Source organism: Neisseria sp. HMSC31F04 (assembly GCF_001807735.1).
Lineage (GTDB): Bacteria > Pseudomonadota > Gammaproteobacteria > Burkholderiales > Neisseriaceae > Neisseria > Neisseria elongata.
Genome location: NZ_KV790770.1, coordinates 1 through 19,317 on the forward strand (window position 1 = coordinate 1; position 19,317 = coordinate 19,317).

Consider the following 19,317-nt stretch of genomic DNA (forward strand, 5'->3'; position numbering starts at 1 on the left):
GCTGAGGAAAAGGAATTTTGCAAAGGTCTCGGGCCGTCTGAAAATGTGTAAAATGCCGTTTTCCCAGACTGCCACTGCACCGCAAAATGAAATTCAAAACCCCGCCCGTCAATGCCAAACTGATTGCCATGCTGCCGTCGCTGGTGAGTACCGGCATCATCGCCTATCTGGTTTACCGCTTCCGCCTGGAATCGGTTACGATTCCGTTGGTGCTGGGCGTGATTGCGGGCGGCCTGGTCGATTTGGACAACGTATTGTCAGGCCGTCTAAAAAATACGGCGGTGTCGCTGGCGGCCTTTGCCGTGTCCTCGCTGGCGGTGCAGGCCGCGCTGGGGCGGCCCGGGGTGTTTCTGGCGGTGATGGCCCTGCTGGCCTTCGTTTTCACTATGATAGGCGCGGTCGGACTGCGCTACCGCACCATCTCCTTCGGCACGCTGGCGGTGGCGGTGTACACCACGCTGACCTACAACCCCGCCTACCCCGCCGCCTGGTACGTCAATCCGCTGATGATTTTGTGCGGCGCGTCGCTTTACAACGCGGTTACCCTGCTGCTGCACATCCTGCTGCCGCACCGCCCGGTGCAGGAAGCCGTGGCCGAAGCCTATTCCGCACTGGGTGCGTATCTCGATGCCAAAGCCGTTTTTTTCGATCCCGACGAAACAGACGGCCTGGAGCAGCGTCAAATCGACCTGGCCATGAAAAACAGCCGCGTCATCCACACCTTCAACCTCTGCCGCAGCGCGCTGTTCTACCGCATACGCGGCCAGCACCGCCATCCGCGCACCACCCGTATGCTGCGCTATTACTTCGCCGCCCAAGACATCCACGAACGCGCCAGTTCCAGCCACATACACTACCGCGCCATGGCGGACAAACTGAAAAACAGCGACCTGATTTTCCGCTTCCTGCGCCTGATGGAATTGCAGGCGCAAGCCTGCCGCGACATCGCCGACAGCCTGAAAAACGGCCGGGTTTATGAAGACGACCCGCGTCTGGCACGGGCGCGCAAAGGCCTGAGGCAGTCGGTGGCGCATTATGCCGAACTCCACCGCGACGCCGCCGAACTGCCGCAACTGCAACGGCTGGCCGCCAACCTGCAAAGCATCAACTACCAGTTCTCCCACCTCGAAAGCGGGCTGACCGAAGAACAAGGCGGCGACCTGCGCATCGCCCACCACGATTCGGCCAAACTGAAAGACGCCTTCAAAAGCATCCGCCGCCAGCTCACCCCCGAAGCCCCCACCTTCCGCCACGCCGTCCGCATGGCGATACTGGTGCTCTTCTGCGGACTCGTAGTGGAAACCCTGCAACTGAACTTCGGCTATTGGATACTGCTGACCGCCGTATTCGTCTGCCAACCCAACCACTCCGCCACCCAAAGCCGTCTGAAACAACGCATCGCCGGCACACTGGCGGGCGTACTCGTCGGCTCCCTGCTGCCCTACTTCACCCAGTCGCTCGAAGCCCAACTGATGGTATTGACCGCCGGCGTGGCCCTGTTCTTCCTCTTCCGCGCCAACAAATACAGCTACTCCACCTTCTTCATCACCATCCAAGCCCTCACCGGCTTTTCCATCGCCGGCTTCGACATCGCCCAAGCCCTGCCGATGCGCATGGCCGACACCGTCGTCGGCTGCCTGCTCGCCTGGGCCGCAGTGTCCTACATCTGGCCCGACTGGCACTACCTGCAACTGGGCAAAACCGGCGCGGCCGCCATCGCCGCCGACGCAGGCTACCTACGCGGCATCCTCGACAGCCTGAAAAGCGGCGGCGGCGAAGACGTCGCCTACCGCAGCGCGCGCCGCCTGAGCCACGAACGCGCCGCCGCACTCTCCAGCACACTGTCCGACATGTCGGGCGAACCGTCCAAATACGGCAGCCGCCTTTCAGATGGCTTCCAACTGCTGAAAATCAACTATTCCCTCATCGGCTACATCTCCGCCCTCGGCGCATACCGCTCCACCATCCGCCGCGACGACGAACACCAACCCTTCCTGCAGCAATACTTCCCCGCCGCCTACCGCCTCTGCGACCTGCTCGAAGCCGTGCCGGAACTGGGTAAAACCGACTTCCAAGCCCGGCTCGCCGACGTACAGGCTGAACTGGAACAGCTGCACCCGCACGACGGCCGCGAACAAAACAGCCTCCTGTGGCAGCAGCTTTCCGCCCCCGCCGCCCTGCTCGAACCCGCCCATTCCGCCCTGCACGGCCCATCGGCCGCCGCAGCCGCGCCCGGCAACGACGGTGGCAACCCAAGCGGCCAAGCACTTGAGCACAGCGCAGACACCGAAGGCGGCCGGCAAACCGCACCGCAAGAAACTCCGAAGGCCGAACCGGAAAACCATTGAGCCAACGCGCATAACGGCAGCGCGAAACCGTCCGCCTGCGGCACATAATCGGCAGTGCAATCAAATCCAAATGCCGCAGAAACAGCAAGCGCGGGGCGTAAATTGATTCACCTCCCCAACAGATTGTTGCCATCGGCAGAAAGGCCGTCTGAAACATCTGTCTTAAACAGCCCGATACCCGTTATCGGATTCGCCGCAGGCAGGGCGGCAATCATCAAAAGGCCGTCTGAAAACCATGTGGAAACGGTTTTCAGACGGCCTTTCTGCCATTCAAGCCGGCTTCGGCAATATTCGGTACGGCTATTCGTAAACGCGCCCCATCTCCAGCAGGCGGCCCAAAAAATCCCAACCTTCCTGCACGGCCGCCTCTTCTCCGTTCAAATCCGCCATGCCGCGCGCGCCGCATTCCAGTAATGAAAAGGGATCGAAGTTGTACCACGCATGCCCAGTTTCCGAAAAAGCACTGGAATCGCGGCATCCGTTTTCCGTTTGCCCGCCACCCATTCTGTGCAGTTCTGCGGCTTGGAAACGCATCACGGCGCAGGCATAGTCGAAAGGAGCGTATTCTGTGTCGGCTGGCGCGGTGCGGATAACCGGCCATGCGGCATCGAACGGCACGGATTCGGCGGTAAAGGCCCGTTCAAGCAGGCTGAGGCACAGCTCCGCCGTAAAAGGCCCGGCCTGCCGTGCTTCTGTCAGGGCATGCAGCGCCGACAGATAGCTTGCGAGGCTGCGGTTTGAAAAACGGTTGGGGAAGTTTTCGATTCGGGCGTAAAACTCGGCATAAGTCATATTCGCTCCATTTTTCCGGGCTGTATAGTTTGAGGCCGTCTGAAAACGGCGTAACGTTTTTTCAGACGGCCTTTGACGTTTTCCCGGCTATTCGCGGTGATATGGATGGTGGTTCAGAATCGACACCGCACGGTAAAGCTGCTCGGTCAGCAGCACGCGCACCATGCCGTGCGGCAGGGTGAGGCTGGAGAGGCGAAGCATCATTTTCGCCCGCTGTTTGAGCGCGTCGGTCATGCCGTCCGCCCCGCCGATTACGAAGCAGACGTGCTCGCCCTGCAACTGCCAGTCTTTCAGATGTGCCGCCAATTCGAGCGAAGTCGGCGCTTTGCCGCGTTCGTCCAGCACCACCAGATACGCGCCTTCCGGCACGGCCTCCACAATCCGTTTTTCCTCCGCCGCCATGCCCTGCGCGGCATTCACGCCCGCGCCGCGTTTTTCCGGTTTGATTTCCTTCAAGGCATACTGAATGTCGCGGCCGAAGCGTTTGGCGTATTCGTTTACCGCCTCGTCCACCCAGCGCGGCATTTTCGTGCCGACGGCCAATACGGTGATGTTCATGCTGTTTCCCTTTCTATCGAAACCGTGTTTTCAGACGGCCTATTCAAACAAACGTCCCTGCGCCAGCAATTCGCGCACGGGTGCGAAACCTGCCCTGTGTTCTGGCAGCGCGCCGTATTGTTTCAGGGCGGCCAGGTGTGCCGCCGTGCCGTAGCCTTTGTGTTTTTCGAAACCGTATTGCGGATAGCGTTCGGCCAAGGCGTACATTTCCGCGTCGCGGGCGGTTTTGGCCAGTATCGATGCGGCGGATATGGCGGCGATTTTGTCGTCGCCCTTCACCACGGCCTCCGCTTCGACGGCCAAACCTTCGGGTACGCGGTTGCCGTCTATCCACACTTTCTGCGGCGGCACGGCCAAACCTTCCACCGCGCGGCGCATGGCCAGCATCGCGGCGTGCAGGATGTTCAGTTCGGCGATTTCCGCCACGTCGGCCGAAGCCACGCACCAGGCCGCCGCCTGCCGCCGGATTTCTTCCGCCAGCGCGTCGCGCTTTTTCTCGCTGAGTTTTTTCGAGTCGGCCAAACCGGCCAAATCGTAATCGGGCGGAAGAATCACGGCGGCGGCAAATACGCTGCCGACCAACGGCCCGCGCCCCGCTTCGTCCACACCTGCTTCCAGTCGTCCGTCCATTGCCTGATCCGTCCCGTCTTAATGAAACGCGCAAGCATAAAGCAGCGGCGCATGTGCTTCAACTTTTTCCCGCCGATCCGCCTTGCCCGCCCTGTTTTCAGACGGCCTTTTCGGGCTTGGGTAAAAATGCGGGTACAGTCCGTCTGCCGTGACGGTTTGCCGGATATTTGACTATAATCCGTCCTTTTCCGTTTCCACCGTATTTCCAATATGTTCCGCATCGGCCCCTACAGCATCGCCACGCCCGTCGCCCTCGCGCCGATGGCAGGCATTACCGACAAACCGTTCCGACGGCTGGCCCGCCGTTTCGGCGCGGGTTACGCCGTCAGCGAGATGCTGGCCAGCGACCCTTCGCTACGCCGCACCAAAAAAAGCCTGTCGCGCGGCGATTTCGACGGCGAAGACGGCCTGAGGGCGGTGCAGATTGCGGGCAGCGACCCGCAACAAATGGCCGAGGCCGCGCGCTACAATGTAGAAAACGGCGCGCAGATTATCGACATCAACATGGGCTGCCCGATAAAAAAAGTCTGCAACGTGCTGGCGGGCAGCGCATTGCTGCAAAACGAAAAACTGGTGGACGACATCCTGCGCGCGGTGGTGTCGGCGGTGGACGTTCCCGTCACGCTGAAAACCCGCCTCGGTTTTGCCGAAAACAATAAAAACATCCGCACGGTGGCCAAAATGGCCGAACAGGCAGGCATCGCCGCACTTGCCGTCCACGGCCGCACCCGCGAGCAAATGTACAAAGGGCAGGCTTCTTACGACCTGATTGCCGAAATCAAACACGACATTTCGATACCGCTGTGGGTAAACGGCGACATCACCACCCCGCAAAAAGCCGCCGAGGTTTTACGACAGACGGGGGCGGACGGCGTGATGATCGGGCGCGGCGCGCAAGGCCGGCCCTGGCTGTTTGCCGACATCGCATACTTCCTGCAGCACGGCAGCCCGCCCGCACCCGTCGCCTTTCAGACGGCCTCCGCCGCCATGTTGGAACACCTGCGGGAAATGTATGACTTTTACGGCGAAACCGCAGGCCTGCGCATTGCCCGCAAGCACATAGGCTGGTATCTCGCACCGTTTCCCGACGGCGAAGCCTGCCGCAAACACATCAATACCCTCAATTCCGCCGCCGCACAATACGATGCCGTTTCGGCCTTTTTGGAACGGCAGGAGCAGGGCGAATGGCCGTCTGAATGCGCCCAAACCACGCTGCATCAAGATAAAAGGTAAATTTTTTAAATAAGCGGTTTAACAACTATCGCAAATTGCGTTTTTTGCATACAATACCGATTCACTTACGGGGCTGCCGAATACAACGGCGGCAAATATAAAAAATTCCAATCGAGATTATGCTATGCCCAACAAAATTCCCGATATTGCCAACTGTATCGAGCAAAACCTTCACCAATACTTCCGCACGCTGGACGGCGAACCCGCCTGCAACGTTTACGACATGGTGTTGCGCCAAGTGGAAAAACCGATGCTGGAAACCGTGATGGCGCAGTGCGGCGGCAACCAATCCAGAGCTTCGGCCGTTCTCGGCATCAACCGCAACACGCTGCGTAAAAAACTGCACGAACACGGCTTGCTTTAATCTGCGCCTGAGGACATATGAAAGGCTGTCTGAAAACCTTTTCCCCACGGGAGGAAGTTTTCAGACGGCCTTTTTTACTGCGTGCGCTCAACCCTGCCGACGAATCAAAAAATCCAGTGCGGCCTCATAACCGTACACGCCCAGCCCGACAATCACGCCCTCGGCAAGGTCCGACAAATAGGAATGATGACGGAAAGGTTCGCGGCGGTGGACATTGGAAATATGCACTTCGACAAACGGTATGGCCACACCAGCCAGCGCATCGCGGATGGCGATACTGGTGTGCGTATAAGCACCCGCATTGATGATGACTGCATCTACGCCTTCATTGCGGGCGGCATGGATGCGGTCTACCAGCCCGCCTTCGCTGTTACTCTGAAAACATTGCACCGCGACACCGCGCCCCGCCGCCGATTCAATCAGGCGGCGTTCTACATCGACCAGCGTGTCCGCACCATAAATCTGCGGTTCGCGCGTACCGAGCAAATTGAGATTGGGGCCGTTGATTAACAGGATGTTTTTCATATCAGTTTGTTCCTTGATGGCGTAAAAGTCCGAATAATCTGTTTCAGGCAGTGAGGCCGTCTGAAAACAGACGGCCGCATCTTATAGCATCGTTCCACCTACTTTCAAGCGGCAAACTTCGGCAACGGCAAACCAAGCCTAATAATGGCTGATTCACATTGCAGGCCCAAGGCCAATCCTCCTGCGGCCATCATTACACCGCCGGAAATGGCCGGGCAGGCCTTTCTATTGGAATCGACCATCTTTGAGCCATATGAGGCCGTCTGAAAACGCTGCCAAGAAAAACGCCGTCTTTTCAGACGGCGTTTTGTACTGCTTATGCCTGCGGCTGTTCGTCGGCAGACGTTTCAACCGGAGCGGCAGCAACCGTTTCTCCCGATTGCGCAGCCTGCTGCTCCGCCCATTGGCGGCGGCGCGTGCGGTGGTAAGTCAAGCCTGTACCGGCCGGAATCAGACGGCCGACGATGACGTTCTCTTTCAGGCCGCGCAAGTCGTCCTGTTTGCCCATAATCGCGGCTTCGGTCAGTACGCGCGTGGTTTCCTGGAAGGACGCGGCAGAGATGAAGCTGTCGGTAGACAAAGAGGCTTTGGTAATACCCAGTAGGATATTTTCAAAGCGCGCCGGTTCTTTGCCGTCGGCCAATGCTTTCTCATTAACCGCCATCACTTCGGCGCGTTCTACCTGTTCGCCGGTGATGAAGCGGGTTTCGCCCGGATCGACAATGTTCACGCGGCGCAACATCTGACGGATGATGACTTCGATGTGTTTGTCGGAAATCTTCACGCCTTGCAGTCGGTAAACTTCCTGCACCTCTTGAACAATATAGCGCGCCAGTTCTTCGATGCCTTTCAAACGCAGGATGTCGTGCGGATCAACCGAACCGTCTACGATGGTTTCGCCGCGGTTTACGACTTGGCCGTCATGCACCAGAATCTGTTTCTCTTTGGAAATCAGGGTTTCGTAGGCTATGCCGTCCACATCGGTAATGATGAGGCGTTGCTTGCCTTTGGTTTCTTTACCGAACGACACGGTACCGGTTACTTCGGCCAGCATGCCGGCATCTTTCGGGATACGGGCTTCAAACAATTCGGCCACGCGCGGCAGACCGCCGGTAATGTCGCGTGTTTTGGACGAAGCCTGCGGGATACGCGCCAATACGTCGCCTTTGCCGATTTCCTGTCCTTCGCGTACGGTAATCACCGCGCCAACCGGGAAGGCCATGGAAACGGGGGTTTCCGTGCCCGGGATTTTGACTTCTTCGCCGTTTTCGTCGAGCAGTTTCACCGTCGGACGCAGCAGTTTGCTGGTGCTGGAAGAGCGGCGTTTGCCGTCAATCACCACCAAAGTGGACAAGCCGGTGATTTCGTCGGTTTGTTTGGCAACGGTTACACCTTCTTCCACGTTTTCAAACTTCACAAGGCCGGCATGCTCGGTAATCATCGGACGGGTATGCGGATCCCAAGTAGCAAGGGTTGTGCCCGCTTTGATGGTTGAACCGTCCTGTACCAGCAAGGTGGCGCCGTAAGGTACTTTGTGGCGTTCGCGTTCGCGGCCGATTTCGTCGTGAATCACGACTTCGGAAGAACGTCCGATAACGATCAGCTCGCCCTTATTGTTTGCCACATAACGCATTTGGCTGTTAAAGCGCACCGTACCGTTAGATTTCGCTTCCACGTGGCTCGCTGCCGCCGCACGGGAAGCCGCACCACCGATGTGGAAGGTACGCATGGTCAGCTGGGTACCCGGTTCACCGATCGATTGCGCCGCAATGACACCGACGGCTTCGCCCGCATTGACCAATTTACCGCGAGCCAAATCACGGCCGTAACATTTCGAACACAGGCCGTAACGGGTTTTACAGGTAATCGGGGTGCGGACTTTCACTTCATCCACGCCGGAGTTGTCGATGATGTCCACCAGTTGTTCGGTCAGCAGGGTGCCGGCTTCCACCAGTGTTTCGTTGGTAGAAGGATCAACGATATCTTGTGCGGCCACGCGTCCCAAAATACGGTCGCGCAATGCTTCAATCACATCGCCACCTTGTACCACGGCTTTCATGATGAAGCCGTCTGAAGTGCCGCAATCGTCCTCAACCACCACCAAGTCTTGGGTAACGTCCACCAAACGGCGGGTCAGGTAACCGGAGTTGGCGGTTTTCAAAGCGGTATCGGCCAAACCCTTACGCGCGCCGTGGGTCGCAATAAAGTATTGCAATACCGACAGGCCTTCGCGGAAGTTGGACGTAATCGGGGTTTCGATAATCGAGCCGTCAGGTTTTGCCATCAAGCCGCGCATACCGGAGAGCTGTTTAATCTGCGCCGCAGAACCACGGGCACCTGAGTCGGCCATCATGTAGATGGAGTTAAACGACTCTTGCTCCACTTCGTTGCCGTCACGGTCGATGACTTTCTGCTTAGACAGGTTGTCCATCATCGCTTTAGCGATTTTATCGCCGGCGCGCCCCCAAATATCGACCACTTTGTTGTAACGTTCGCCGTTGGTTACCAAGCCTTGACGGTATTGGTTTTCGATTTCTTTCACTTCGGCTTGCGCTTCGGCCAACAATTCCGGCTTCTCTTTCGGAATTTCCATGTCGTCCACGCAGATGGAAATTCCGCCTTTGGCTGCAAATCCGAAACCGGTATACATCAAGTGGTCGGCGAAAATAACCGTATCGCGCAAACCGCATAGGCGGAACGATGCGTTAATCAGCTTGGAAATTTCTTTTTTCTTCAGGGCCTTGTTGATGTATTCGAACGGCAGGCCCTTCGGCAGGATTTCGCTCAACAATGCACGGCCGACGGTGGTTTCATAACGGGTAACGACAGGTTCGAATTCACCCGCTTCATTTTTCACCCATTCGCGCAGACGCACGGTAATTTTCGTACCCAATTCAACTTGTTTGGTGTGGTAGGCACGGTGTACTTCTTTAACATCGGCAAACAGGCTGCCTTCACCCAAGCCGTTGATTTTGTCGCGGGTCATGTAATACAGACCCAATACGATGTCCTGAGACGGTACGATAATCGGCTCGCCGTTGGCAGGAGACAATACGTTGTTCGAAGCCAGCATCAAGGTGCGGGCTTCCATTTGGGCTTCCAAGCTCAACGGAACGTGTACCGCCATTTGGTCACCGTCAAAGTCGGCGTTGAACGCGGCACATACCAACGGATGCAGCTGAATGGCTTTGCCTTCGATCAGGATGGGTTCAAACGCTTGAATGCCCAAACGGTGCAGGGTCGGCGCACGGTTCAGCATAATCGGATGTTCGCGGATGACCTCATCCAAAATATCCCATACTACCGGCACTTCTTGTTCGACCAGTTTTTTGGCCGCCTTCACGGTGGAGGCTTCGCCGCGCAGTTCCAGCTTATGGAAAATAAACGGTTTGAACAGCTCCAAGGCCATTTTTTTCGGCAAACCGCATTGGTGCAGACGCAGGTACGGGCCAACGGTAATCACGGAACGACCTGAGTAGTCCACACGTTTACCCAACAGGTTTTGACGGAAACGACCACCCTTACCTTTAATCATGTCTGCCAATGATTTCAGCGGACGCTTGTTGGCGCCGGTCATGGCTTTACCGCGACGGCCGTTATCCAACAGCGAGTCAACCGCTTCTTGCAACATACGTTTTTCGTTGCGGACGATGATGTCAGGGGCGTGCAGTTCCAGCAGGCGTTTCAGACGGTTGTTACGGTTGATGACGCGGCGGTACAAATCGTTCAAATCGGAAGTGGCGAAACGGCCGCCGTCCAACGGCACCAACGGGCGCAAATCGGGCGGCAATACCGGCAGGACGTCCATAATCATCCATTCCAACTTCATGCCGCTGCGTTGGAACGCTTCCAATACTTTCAAGCGTTTGGCGATTTTTTTGATTTTGGTGTCCGAACCGGTACTTTCCAATTCCTGGCGCAGGATTTCGACTTCTTTCGCAATATCTAACTTCGCCAACAGATCGCGTATACCTTCCGCACCCATTTTTGCGTCGAAATCATCACCATATTCATCCAATTTCTGATAATAATCTTCTTCACTCAGCAATTGGCGACGTTGCAACGGAGTCATACCGGGGTCGGTAACCACAAAAGCTTCGAAATACAATACGCGTTCGATGTCGCGCAAGGTCATATCCAACACCATACCCAAGCGGGATGGCAGGGATTTCAAGAACCAAATGTGTGCTACAGGTGCGGCCAGTTCGATATGGCCCATGCGTTCGCGGCGCACTTTAGACAGCGTTACTTCCACGCCGCATTTTTCACAGGTTACGCCTTTGAATTTCAAACGTTTGTATTTTCCGCACAAACATTCGTAGTCTTTAACCGGTCCGAAGATTTTGGCGCAGAACAAGCCGTCGCGCTCGGGTTTGAAAGTGCGGTAGTTGATGGTTTCAGGCTTTTTCACTTCTCCATAAGACCACGAACGGATGGTTTCAGGAGAGGCGATGCCGATTTTGATGGCATCGAATTCTTCTTCTATTCCTGCGGTTTGCAGGGGATTAAACAGGTCTAACAATGCTTTCATTTTTGCTCCTTGGGACATTTCGTCCGCTTTGGCTGGGGCATACGGTATCGGAAATAAGGCAGGCCGTCTGAAAACGGCTTATCCGGCAACTGCACGGCTTGACTTTCCAATCGTACCTTTATCTTTTCGGGTTTTGGCTGAATATAGATGCCGGCACGAATGTCGGCTTTTCAGACAGCCTCAAGCAGCAGAGGCCGTCTGAAACGGAACATTAATGGCGTTCCAAGTCGATATCCAAGCCCAAAGAACGGATTTCTTTGACCAATACATTGAATGATTCAGGCATGCCGGCATCAATTTTGTGTTCGCCTTTAACGATGTTTTCGTACATTTTGGTTCGTCCGTTTACATCATCCGACTTCACGGTCAGCATTTCCTGCAAGGTATAGGCTGCACCATAGGCCTCCAATGCCCAAACCTCCATCTCACCGAAACGTTGTCCGCCGAACTGGGCCTTACCGCCAAGCGGCTGTTGGGTAACCAGCGAATACGGACCGGTCGAACGGGCATGCATTTTTTCATCCACCAAGTGGTGCAGTTTCAAATAATGCATCACGCCGACAGTTACTTTACGGTCAAAAGGTTCGCCGGAACGGCCGTCATACAGGGTAATTTGGGTTTTGGTGTCGTTAAAGCCCAATTTTTGTACTTCGGGGTCATCGCTAGGATAGGCCAAATCGAGGAAGGCTTTGATTTCAGTCTCATGCGCACCGTCAAATACGGGAGAGGCAAAAGTAGCACCGTTACGCAGATTTCGCGCCAATACCAAGATTTCTTCATCACTCAGTTGCGACAAATCTTCCTTATGCATATCCGGCCCGCCCAAGTCACCGTTGTACATGGTATCCAGGAATTTACGGATTTCGCTTGCTTTGCGCTGCTCATCAAGCATACGGCCGATACGCTCGCCAATGCCTTTGGCTGCCCATCCCAAATGAACCTCCAAAATCTGGCCGATGTTCATACGGGAAGGTACGCCGAGCGGGTTCAACACGATATCTACCGGACGACCGTCTGCCATATAAGGCATATCTTCTACCGGCAGAATGCGGGATACCACACCTTTGTTACCGTGACGGCCGGCCATTTTGTCGCCGGCTTGCAGACGGCGTTTGATGGCAATAAATACTTTCACCATTTTTTGTACGCCGGGTTGCAATTCGTCGCCCTGAGTCATTTTTTTCTTCTTGATTTCAAACAGGGTTTCCGCTTCTTCACGTTTGTCCTGTAAGCTACCTTTAATCAATTCCAACTGCTTAGCAATGTTTTCATCGGCAACACGTACATCAAACCAATCGTGTTTGCTGGGCAAACCTGCCAGATATTCGGCGGTAATCTTACTGCCTTTAGCCAATTTCATCGGCCCGCCATTGGCTTTTTGACCGACTATCATGCGTTCGATACGGTCAAATGCATCGTTATCGAAAATTCTCAGTTGGTCATTCAAGTCCAAACGGTAACGTTTCAGTTCGGCATCAATAATCGCTTGGGCACGCTTGTCCCGCTGGATACCTTCTCGGGTAAAGACTTGAACGTCGATGACTGTACCGCTCATACCGGTAGGCATACGCAGCGAAGTATCTTTCACGTCGGATGCTTTTTCACCGAAAATGGCGCGCAGCAATTTCTCTTCGGGAGTCAGCTGGGTTTCACCCTTAGGCGTTACTTTACCCACTAACACGTCGCCGGCTTCCACTTCCGCACCGATATAAACGATACCGGATTCGTCCAAACGGCTTTGCATACGCTCGGACAAGTTCGGAATATCACGGGTAATATCTTCCGCACCCAGCTTGGTGTCGCGGGCAACGACATTCAACTCTTCAATATGAATCGAGGTATAACGGTCGTCTGCAGCCACCTTTTCCGAAATCAAAATCGAGTCTTCATAGTTGTATCCGTTCCACGGCATAAAGGCGATAACCATGTTCTGACCCAAAGCCAACTCACCTAAGTCAGTAGATGCGCCGTCTGCCACCAGATCGCCACGTTGCAATACGTCTCCCGCTTTCACAGCCGGACGTTGGTTGATATTTGTGGATTGATTGGAACGGGTGAATTTCACCAAATTGTAAATATCCACGCCTACTTCGCCGGCAACTGCTTCGTCGTCATGGACGCGTACTACCACACGATTAGCATCAACATATTCAACCACACCGCCGCGACGCGCCACAATGGCAGTGGCACTATCGACCGCAACGGCACGTTCGATACCGGTACCGACCATCGGTTTTTCAGCACGCAGACAAGGCACCGCTTGACGCTGCATGTTGGCACCCATCAAAGCACGGTTCGCATCATCATGCTCCAAGAATGGAATCAAAGAGGCTGCAACCGATACTGCCTGGCCGGTTGCCACATCCATATATTGAACCCGATCTGTTGTAGCCATGATGGTCTCGCCTTTCTCACGGCAAGTGACCAAATCATCTACCAAATGACCTTCTTCATCTAATGCGGCATTCGCCTGAGCAATAACGAAGCGGCCTTCTTCAATTGCAGACAAATATTCAATATCGTCAGTTACTTTACCATCTACCACTCGACGATATGGAGTTTCAAGGAAACCGTAATCATTGGTGCGGGCATAGACTGATAACGAGTTAATCAGACCGATATTCGGACCCTCAGGCGTCTCAATCGGACAAACACGACCATAATGAGTCGGATGTACGTCGCGCACTTCGAAACCGGCACGTTCACGCGTCAAACCACCCGGTCCCAATGCTGAAACACGACGTTTATGGGTGATTTCCGACAACGGATTAGTCTGATCCATAAACTGCGACAGTTGGCTGGATCCGAAAAATTCTTTAATTGCTGCAGAAACAGGTTTGGCATTGATTAAGTCTGTCGGCATTAAATTTTCCGACTCGGCCTGATTCAAACGCTCTTTAACTGCACGTTCGACACGTGATAATCCGCTGCGGAATTGATTTTCTGCCAATTCACCAACAGAGCGAACACGGCGGTTGCCCAAATGGTCGATATCGTCTACTTCCCCATGACCATTACGCAATTCCACTAATGTGGCGATAGAGGCAACAATATCCTCCACACCCAAAACAAAACCACCTTTTTCTGCAGCACCGGCAAATGTCTCGTTCAATAATCTGCCGTACCATGAAGCCTTTTGCTCAGAGGTCAATTTTTGTTCATAGGTGCGAGTATTAAATTTCATTCTGCCGACACGCGACAAATCATAACTGTCTTCGTTAAAAAACAGTCTGTTAAATAATAGCTCCACTGCCTCTTCGGTGGGAGGTTCCCCGGGACGCATCATTCTGTAAATAGCAACCCTAGCAGCATGCTGATCAGCAGTTTCATCGGTACGTAAGGTTGCCGAAATATAGCCACCTTGATCCAAATCATTTATATATAGTGTTTGAATTTCTTGTACGTTATTGATATCAAACTGCGCCAACAATTCTTCCGTAATTTCACTATTTGCAACCGCCAAGACCTCACCTGTATCGGCAGAGATGACATCTTTTGCTAAAGTTCGGCCCACTAAACTCTCTGGATCAACGCGCAACCTTTCCAAACCGGATTTTTCAATATCACGAATATTCTTTGCAGTAATACGCTTGCCAGCGGCAACTAATACATTACCCTCTTTATCGACGATATCAAACTTGGCTGTTTCACCTTTCAGACGGCCTGCAATTAAACTCGTTTCAACGCCATCTTTTAAGAAATAAAACGTTTCTTTATCATAAAATGTATCTAAGATCTGCTCATCGTTATAACCTAAAGCTTTTAACAGAATAGTCACAGGCATTTTACGGCGGCGGTCGATACGGAAATACAATAAATCCTTCGGATCAAATTCAAAATCCAACCAGGAACCACGGTAAGGAATAACCCGCGCAGAAAATAACAACTTGCCGGACGAATGTGTCTTACCGCGATCATGTTCAAAAAATACGCCAGGAGAGCGATGTAGTTGAGAAACAATTACACGCTCCGTACCATTGATAACAAAAGATCCACTAGGTGTCATTAAAGGAATTTCTCCCATATACACCTCATTTTCCCGCACCTCTTTAATTACATCTTGTTTCGATGATTCTTTATCCAGAATAACCAACCGGATACGTGCACGCAGAGGGGCTGCATATGTTATTCCCCGCAACTGGCATTCAGGGATATCAAAAAGAGGTTCTCCCAAAATATAATGAACAAACTCCAGACGAGCATAGCCATTATGACTAACAATAGGGAAAATTGAATTAAATGCAGCCTGGAGTCCCTCATCCATACGCTTATCATAGGAAGTACCCTGCTGTAAAAATTTAGCATACGAATCTAATTGCGTCGCCAGCAAGAAAGGAACATCAAGAACATTGTCACGCTTCGCAAAACTTTTACGAATACGTTTTTTCTCTGTAAAAGAATAAGCCATCCCAAAAACACTCCAATTAGTTGAAACTACTTAATATCAACGCAATGCGGTCTATTTCGTCTCAGATAAGAAATACAACCCAAGGCTGTTAATTTACCTAAATTTTCATATAAAAATTACATTTGTGAAAATTTAGGTAAATTCTTAACCTATTCAGTAAATACAATAAGGCTGGCAGCCAAGCTGCCAGCCCTTTACATATAAAAATTTTATTTGATTTCGACTTTAGCGCCAGCTTCTTCCAATTGTTTTTGGATGTCTTCAGCTTCAGCTTTAGAAACACCTTCTTTAAGAGTTTTAGGTGCTCCGTCAACAATGTCTTTAGCTTCTTTCAGACCCAGACCAGTAATTGCGCGAACTACCTTAATCACGCCAACTTTTTGTTCGCCGGCAGAAGCCAATACTACATCAAATTCAGTTTTTTCTTCAGCAGCAGCTGCACCAGCACCAGCAGGACCTGCAACTGCAACAGCTGCAGCAGAAACGCCGAATTTTTCTTCAAAAGCTTTAACCAAGTCGTTCAATTCCATTACGGTCAAAGAACCAACTGCTTCCAAAATGTCTTCTTTAGTAATAGCCATGCTATTTATACTCCAAATATTGTATTAAAAAATAATTGATTAACAGAAACAAAATTGATTAAGCAGCCTCTTCGCCTGCTTTTTTCTCTGCCAAAGCAGCCAAACCGCGCGCGAAGCCTGATACAGGAGCTTGCATAACGAACAACAGTTTGGACAACAGCTCTTCGCGGCTCGGAATAGAAGCCAACTCAGCAACCTGAGCAGCATTCATCACTTGACCATTGTAAGAACCGGCTTTAATTACAATCTTGTCATCTTTTTTCGCGAATTGGTGCAGCACTTTAGCAGCAGCAACAGCATCTTCAGAAGCAGCATAAACCAACGGACCAACCATTTGATCAGCCAAAGCTGCGAATGAAGTACCCTCTACTGCACGACGAGCCAATGTATTTTTCAGAACGCGCAAGTAAACGCCTTCTTTACGCGCATTAGCGCGAAGCTCAGTCATACTGGAAACACTGATACCGCGATATTCAGCAACCACGAGAGTCTGAGCGTTAGCAATTGCTGCGCTGATTTCCTCTACGGCTACTTTCTTGGTTTCAATATTGAGACTCAAGGTCTACCTCCCACTGTTTATAAACAGGATACCGGAATGATATCCCACCAGCGCGGTAACCTAAAAAGACATCTTACAAGCAATCTTGCAATGTGTTTCAGGACTACCGTCTGCGTAGGGCAGTTACGATTAAATCTTGCGATCCCTACGGTCTTGGACATCTACTTAATTCTAAGTAGCCCAAATTCAAGCAACTCAGAAAGAGTTGCTTGAAAATTTCTTAGATTAGTTATTCACGCTTGATGTATCAACGCGAACACCTAAACCCATAGTGCTGGATACAGCAACTTTTTTCAGGTACTGACCTTTAGCAGCAGCGGGCTTGGCTTTAACGATAGCGTCCAGCAACGCATCAAAGTTCTCTTTCAAATCAGCCTCAGCAAATGAAGCACGACCGATAGTTGCATGAACGATACCAGCTTTATCTGTACGATATTGCACTTGACCTGCTTTTGCATTTTTAACTGCTTCAGCAACGTTAGGAGTAACAGTACCTACTTTAGGGTTTGGCATCAGACCACGAGGACCCAAGATGGTACCCAATTGACCAACGATACGCATTGCATCAGGAGAAGCAATAACAACGTCAAAGTTCAGGTTACCAGCTTTGATTTCAGCGGCCAGATCTTCAAAACCGACAATATCTGCACCAGCTTCTTTAGCAGCATCTGCATTTGCACCTTGAGTAAACACAGCTACGCGAGTTGTTTTACCGGTACCTTTAGGCAGAACGACTGAACCACGAATAACTTGGTCAGATTTACGAGGATCAACGCCCAGATTGAAAGATACGTCAACAGACTCATCAAATTTAGCAGTAGCAGCTTTTTTAACCAAAGCAATTGCTTCATCGATTGCGTACAATTTGTTAGCTTCAACAGAAGAGCGCAGAGCTTTCAAGCGTTTAGATACTTTAGCCATTATACAACACCCTCCACATCCAAGCCCATTGAGCGAGCAGAGCCGGCGATAGTACGGACAGCAGCATCCAAGTCAGCAGCAGTCAAATCAGGCTCTTTAGTTTTAGCAATTTCTTCCAACTGAGCACGGGTCAATTTACCCACTTTGTTAGTCAGAGGATTAGAACTACCTTTTTGCAGACCAGCAGCTTTTTTCAACAAGATAGAAGCTGGTGGAGTTTTCATCACAAATGTGAATGATTTATCTGCAAATGCAGTGATTACGACTGGAATTGGCAAACCAGGTTCCATACCTTGGGTTGCAGCATTAAATGCTTTACAGAATTCCATGATGTTCAAACCACGTTGACCCAAAGCAGGACCAACTGGGGGAGATGGATTGGCTTTACCTGCAGGAATTTGCAGTTTGATGTAGCCGATAATTTTCTTTGCCACTTATAGGACTCCTAAAAACGGGTATAGCGCGGAACCATTTCCGCTTCCCAAAACGCAGTATTCTACTCTAAAAAATACAAAAAATCAAAACTTAAAAACAGCTTAATCATTAGCTAGGCATCTTTTTACATATTGCCGAAATTTCAGCTGCATAATGCCAGAATAATCCTAATTTTTTTCAACTTGCCCAAAATCAAGCTCAACAGGGGTTTCCCTACCAAAGATTTGCACTGAGACACGAAGCTTACTTCTTTCATAATTAACTTCGCTAACAATACCATTAAAGTCAGCAAATGGCCCTTCGGTTACCCGCACCTGTTGGCCGACTTCAAACTCTACGCGCGGTTTAGGCTTATCTCCCCCTATCTGTATTTGAGCTAGAATGGAATCAACCTCCCTTTGGGAAATCGGCAAAGGCCGATTAGCCTCCCCACCAACAAATCCTGACACTCTAGGTGTACTTCTCACTAGATGCCAAGAATCATCCGACATTTCCATCTCTACCAAAACATAACCAGGAAAAAATTTCCGCTCACTTACTGTGCGCCGCCCATTTTTGATATCCACAACCTCTTCTGTTGGTACTAATATTTTTCCAAAAGATGCACCCATCCCCTCTCTTTCAATTCTATCCTTGAGTGCCTTTTGTACATTTTTTTCAAAACCAGAGTAAGCCTGAACTACATACCATTTTTTAGACATTACTAACCCTTCTTCATCAATAGATCAAACAATACCCAAGAAATTAAAAAATCAGCCAAATAAATAAAAATTGTCAATATTGTAACAAATATTAAAACAAAAATTGTCATCTTCGTCGCATAAGCTTTGTCAGGCCAAACTACTTTTTTTAGCTCTACAACGGAATTTTTAAAATATATTAGTAGACGAGCAAAATTACCCCATATTAAGACAATGCCGGCAATAAATACTGAAGTTGGCAAAATAGCAGTCCTTAAAATTTCAGAACTACCAAATAAATATTTTGAATTTGTAAACCAAATTGAAAAAACAATAATCGCCAATGCAATAATAATTTTAAACAATGTACTTACAATGGACTTTTTAACATTCTGGACCTTATCATTTAACTCCTTATTTAGTACTTTACTTGAAGTAAATCCATTTTCAGACTTTTGTTCAGACATTACATTTTACCCATAAAGAAAAAACTAACCGACACAAGGCCGGTTAGTTTTAGATTTGGCAGGCCAAGAGGGTCTCGAACCCCCAACCCTCGGTTTTGGAGACCGATACTCTACCAATTGAGCTATTGGCCTCTAAACTTAAGCGATAACAGAAGAAACCACGCCCGCACCTACGGTACGACCGCCTTCGCGAATTGCAAAGCGCAGACCTTCTTCCATGGCGATCGGTGCAATCAGTTCTACAGTGATCGCCACGTTCTCACCAGGCATAACCATTTCTACACC

At 51.3% G+C, this 19,317-nt stretch carries 15 protein-coding genes, 1 tRNA gene and 1 pseudogene; 3 read left to right on the plus strand and 14 right to left on the minus strand.

The features are described from left to right. The first annotated feature begins 86 nt into the window (after positions 1-86). Positions 87-2,348: a YccS family putative transporter gene (gene yccS / locus HMPREF3107_RS02000; protein WP_083284585.1), complete on the plus strand. Its 2,262-nt coding sequence runs from the start codon at positions 87-89 to the stop codon at positions 2,346-2,348. 300 nt (positions 2,349-2,648) lie between these two features. Here the strand turns inward: yccS and HMPREF3107_RS02005 are convergent, their stop codons facing one another. From HMPREF3107_RS02005 to rnhB, 3 genes are all read right to left on the minus strand, one after another. Beyond that, complete coding sequence (locus HMPREF3107_RS02005) at positions 2,649-3,140, minus strand: hypothetical protein (protein WP_070452805.1); 492 nt, start codon at positions 3,138-3,140, stop codon at positions 2,649-2,651. A gap of 87 nt (positions 3,141-3,227) precedes the next feature. Next, positions 3,228-3,698 (minus strand): 23S rRNA (pseudouridine(1915)-N(3))-methyltransferase RlmH, encoded by a 471-nt coding sequence (rlmH, locus tag HMPREF3107_RS02010; protein ID WP_049248865.1) that lies wholly within the window; start codon positions 3,696-3,698, stop codon positions 3,228-3,230. 39 nt (positions 3,699-3,737) lie between these two features. Continuing rightward, complete coding sequence (gene rnhB, locus HMPREF3107_RS02015) at positions 3,738-4,328, minus strand: ribonuclease HII (RefSeq protein WP_070452808.1); 591 nt, start codon at positions 4,326-4,328, stop codon at positions 3,738-3,740. Between the two features lie 210 nt (positions 4,329-4,538). Here rnhB and dusB point away from each other — a divergent pair, with 210 nt between their 5' ends. Both dusB and HMPREF3107_RS02025 read left to right on the plus strand, forming a co-directional pair. Then, positions 4,539-5,561: a tRNA dihydrouridine synthase DusB gene (dusB, locus tag HMPREF3107_RS02020; protein ID WP_070452810.1), complete on the plus strand. Its 1,023-nt coding sequence runs from the start codon at positions 4,539-4,541 to the stop codon at positions 5,559-5,561. Positions 5,562-5,685: 124 nt separating this feature from the next. Continuing rightward, entirely contained in the window at positions 5,686-5,925 is a 240-nt protein-coding gene (locus HMPREF3107_RS02025) for a Fis family transcriptional regulator (protein WP_003769720.1), read from the plus strand. An 87-nt stretch (positions 5,926-6,012) separates the two neighbouring features. On the opposite strand, the gene aroQ is transcribed toward HMPREF3107_RS02025, so the two are convergent. From aroQ to HMPREF3107_RS11280, 11 genes and pseudogenes are all read right to left on the minus strand, one after another. Beyond that, on the minus strand, positions 6,013-6,450 hold the full coding sequence (gene aroQ, locus HMPREF3107_RS02030; RefSeq protein ID WP_070452813.1) for a type II 3-dehydroquinate dehydratase: 438 nt from the start codon (positions 6,448-6,450) through the stop codon (positions 6,013-6,015). A gap of 316 nt (positions 6,451-6,766) precedes the next feature. Next, positions 6,767-10,981, minus strand: coding sequence for a DNA-directed RNA polymerase subunit beta' (gene rpoC, locus HMPREF3107_RS02035; RefSeq protein ID WP_070452816.1), 4,215 nt, complete (start codon positions 10,979-10,981; stop codon positions 6,767-6,769). A gap of 211 nt (positions 10,982-11,192) precedes the next feature. Then, the gene (gene rpoB / locus HMPREF3107_RS02040; RefSeq protein WP_070452819.1) at positions 11,193-15,389 is read right to left on the minus strand and encodes a DNA-directed RNA polymerase subunit beta; all 4,197 of its coding nucleotides are present in this window, start codon (positions 15,387-15,389) and stop codon (positions 11,193-11,195) included. Positions 15,390-15,598: 209 nt separating this feature from the next. After that, complete coding sequence (gene rplL / locus HMPREF3107_RS02045; protein ID WP_003769706.1) at positions 15,599-15,970, minus strand: 50S ribosomal protein L7/L12; 372 nt, start codon at positions 15,968-15,970, stop codon at positions 15,599-15,601. Between the two features lie 58 nt (positions 15,971-16,028). Further along, positions 16,029-16,529, minus strand: a complete 501-nt coding sequence (rplJ, locus tag HMPREF3107_RS02050) for a 50S ribosomal protein L10 (RefSeq protein ID WP_070452823.1) — start codon at positions 16,527-16,529, stop codon at positions 16,029-16,031. A gap of 225 nt (positions 16,530-16,754) precedes the next feature. Then, the gene (rplA, locus tag HMPREF3107_RS02055) at positions 16,755-17,450 is read right to left on the minus strand and encodes a 50S ribosomal protein L1 (protein WP_070452826.1); all 696 of its coding nucleotides are present in this window, start codon (positions 17,448-17,450) and stop codon (positions 16,755-16,757) included. Beyond that, complete coding sequence (gene rplK, locus HMPREF3107_RS02060; RefSeq protein WP_002220151.1) at positions 17,450-17,884, minus strand: 50S ribosomal protein L11; 435 nt, start codon at positions 17,882-17,884, stop codon at positions 17,450-17,452. Before rplK ends, rplA begins: the two co-directional genes overlap by 1 nt. 168 nt (positions 17,885-18,052) lie before the next feature. Continuing rightward, complete coding sequence (gene nusG / locus HMPREF3107_RS02065; protein ID WP_070452829.1) at positions 18,053-18,586, minus strand: transcription termination/antitermination protein NusG; 534 nt, start codon at positions 18,584-18,586, stop codon at positions 18,053-18,055. Between the two features lie 2 nt (positions 18,587-18,588). Further along, positions 18,589-19,032 (minus strand): preprotein translocase subunit SecE, encoded by a 444-nt coding sequence (secE, locus tag HMPREF3107_RS02070; RefSeq protein ID WP_070452832.1) that lies wholly within the window; start codon positions 19,030-19,032, stop codon positions 18,589-18,591. A gap of 56 nt (positions 19,033-19,088) precedes the next feature. After that, positions 19,089-19,164: transfer RNA gene (locus HMPREF3107_RS02075), tRNA-Trp, on the minus strand. A 6-nt stretch (positions 19,165-19,170) separates the two neighbouring features. Next, positions 19,171-19,317: pseudogene (locus HMPREF3107_RS11280) on the minus strand (elongation factor Tu); the annotation flags it as partial.